Annotated in this window: 2 protein-coding genes; both read left to right on the top strand. The window is 37.8% G+C overall.

What is annotated here, in order from left to right; all coding sequences use genetic code 11:
* Window positions 1-281: 281 nt before the first annotated feature.
* Window positions 282-986 carry a hypothetical protein gene (locus QUA53_RS28855; RefSeq protein ID WP_333101267.1) on the top strand — a complete coding sequence of 235 codons (705 nt, stop codon included), beginning with the start codon at window positions 282-284 and terminating at the stop codon, window positions 984-986.
* Between the two features lie 86 nt (window positions 987-1,072).
* Entirely contained in the window at window positions 1,073-2,044 is a 972-nt protein-coding gene (locus QUA53_RS28850; protein WP_333101269.1) for a pentapeptide repeat-containing protein, read from the top strand.
* The last annotated feature ends 719 nt before the right edge of the window (window positions 2,045-2,763 follow it).

Here is a 2,763-nt window from a genome sequence, read left to right as displayed (position 1 = left end):
TTCGTTCGCTCAATTCTGGGATCTTCTAAGTCGGCAAAATGGTCGGCGATGGTGATTTTAGGTTTGAGTTTCATACAAGTAAACTCTAATTAAATGTTTTTTGGATACTCAAGAATTCTCCTCCAATATACCAGATTCTGTTAACATAAAATTTAGATGCGTTCGCCCTGGGTTCTACTGCACCTCTCCCAAGTCCTAATAATCAAGGGGATTATATAGGAAGAACTTATCATACTTATTGGGAAGTAGTAGACTCAGACCCAAAGGGGTTAAATTGTCGCATGAATTCTTCTTTTGAAGAATTTATGCGTGTTGACAACCGCACTCCATTTGATGTTTTTAATTGGTCTGTAGTTGGTGTTTTAAAACAGGGACAGCGTTTTGAAAGCTTTCCTGGTAATGCTGGTGTTACTTTCCGTGATACCAGGGGTTTACCTTGGCTTTTTGTAGGAAAAACCTACACTGCTGGTGCGGCGCAAGGTTATTTTATTCGCGCTAATAGTCAATTTGTCAAACCAATACAGATGTCATCGACTCGCGTACAACCCCAAGCGAGTCAACCGCTCACAAGTTCGACAGCACTACCGATGAAGCTTGGTTTTGACGAAGGATTTGGATCGATTGTAGTACCAGAAAGCGATACCAGAGCATCGGCCTATGGAGGACGCTTAAGGCGATATGATGTTCACATTGCTAAAATGTTTGAAGTCACTCACTTTATGTGTCAGGAGGGAACTTTAACACCCGGTATTATATGGAATTACGAGGCTGGAGGTGGCACGATTAATATGGGAAGTTTTGTAATAACCTGCCGACTTGCTAATCAAATAGCTAGTCCCTATGGTTTAGGTAAATCCGAACCTACGAATATTACTTTTTCGGCTGGTGAAATCGGTCGCCCTGATGTCAGAAGTTTCAACATTCCTATCCTAAATATTACAGGTGATAAAGTACCACGCTGGATAAGTTTTGTGCAGGGATTTTAGCCAGTGAGGAGGTAGGGCGATCGCAGAAAATAGGCTCTACTGTCACTTAGAGCAATGTACCTTGATAAAATAGTTGAGAGGAGTTTATGAATATAGATGAAAACGAACTGAAACAACTTTATTCAGAAGGCAGAAGAGATTTTCATGGTTGTGACTTAAGCGATGCTGATTTGACAGAGATCGATCTGAGCTTTGCTAATCTAAGTGGTGCAAATTTGAGCAATGCAAACTTAAACTATAGCAATCTAAGCTATACTAATTTAATCAGCGCTCAATTAAGAGGGGCATCTATTATAGAGGCTAATCTGAAATGGTCAGATATTATTTATGCAGACTTGAAAGATACAAATCTTGAAGGAGCAGATCTAGATTGGGCTAATCTTAGAGGCGCTAACCTTACCAATGCTTACCTAAAAAAAGTAAAAAATATCGAAAGGGCTGATATAACCGATGCTATAGGATTAGAAAAACCCGAGCACATCATTCGGAAAATAGAAGAAAAGAATATATATCAGCTAAATCTATTTTTTCCCGACGACAGAGTTATATCCGATTACAAAAAACAAAAAAATGAACCAAAGTATCAAGAGAGTTGTAATAAAAAACCTCCAGCAGCTTTATGGCCAAATATTTCAATACATACTAAAACACAGGGAATTCTGGCACAGATAGGACAAAAATTAGGCCATAAAGTATGGATTGCGGGAAACGATCACTCAAAGGAGTATATATTCGGAGAGCATAGATTGCGGGACAATACTTGCGAGGACTCTAGGCTCGGTAAGCTTAAGGAGTTAACAATGGAAGAATTCCCTGTTGGTGGATTAGACAAAAAGGTTGAAAAAATTAGTAAATTAATTGATGTAATATGGCTAGATACTCAGTTTAAAATAGTAGCATTATTTGAAATTGAATGCACTACTGCTATCCACTCTGGGCTATTGCGTATGGGTGATTTTGTGGCTAATGTCAAATTAAATACCCTAACATTTATCGATCCCAATTTTCCCATTTATATCGTAATTCCTAAAAAACGAAAGATGCATTTACAAACCTAATTATCTCGACCCATATTTCAATATCTTGAATTGCACAAAAGTTGTAAAGGTATTTATATAGAAGATAGAGAGAGAGGTTGGGAAACTATTATCAAGCAAAGAATAGACCCAAATATTATTGATAGTATAGCCTATAGATTTTAGTAAGTCCTTACTTAGTAGAGTGCATCACCTCCGATAATCTATTTGATAATAATCTCAATTGGACGCACTTACATCTAAGCCTTGTGATTAAAATATTTTTATTTATCGTTATCATTGATTAATTTTTTATCAAACTCAATATCACCATCTGCGCCTTAAGCGGAATTGGTAAAAGCAATGTCGCCCTCAAACTCATCGAACTAACTCAAAGCGAATTTGATTATATTATTTGGTTAAGTCTCGCTGATAAACCCACACTTTCAACCGTCGAAACCGAACTCAAGCAATTTTTTGGGCGATTGCCACAACCCCCATTACCCACAGTCATCGATTATTTTCGATCTTCTCGCTGTTTAGTAATCCTTGATGACGTACAAAATATTTTTAAAAGCAGTCAATTAGCCGGTCAATATTTAGCCGGCTCTGAAGATTATGGCAAATTTTTCAAACAAATTGCCACATCCTCTCATCAAAGTTGTTTAATCCTCCTCAGTTGGGACTGGAGTTTAGACTAACAAGGGAAAGAAAAGGGAGCCTGTGATTGGCACAGGCTCCCTAAAGGCAGAAAATTGAGA

This window comes from Microcoleus sp. Pol12B3, from assembly GCF_036701355.1.
GTDB lineage: Bacteria > Cyanobacteriota > Cyanobacteriia > Cyanobacteriales > Microcoleaceae > Microcoleus.
This window is presented reverse-complemented; position numbering and strand designations above follow the sequence as displayed.

Excerpts from the sequence above, each read along its gene's own strand:
- QUA53_RS28850 (WP_333101269.1), top strand. The coding sequence starts at position 1,073 with ATGAATATAGATGAAAACGAACTGAAACAACTTTATTCAGAAGGCAGA.
- QUA53_RS28855 (WP_333101267.1), top strand. The coding sequence starts at position 282 with ATGAATTCTTCTTTTGAAGAATTTATGCGTGTTGACAACCGCACTCCA.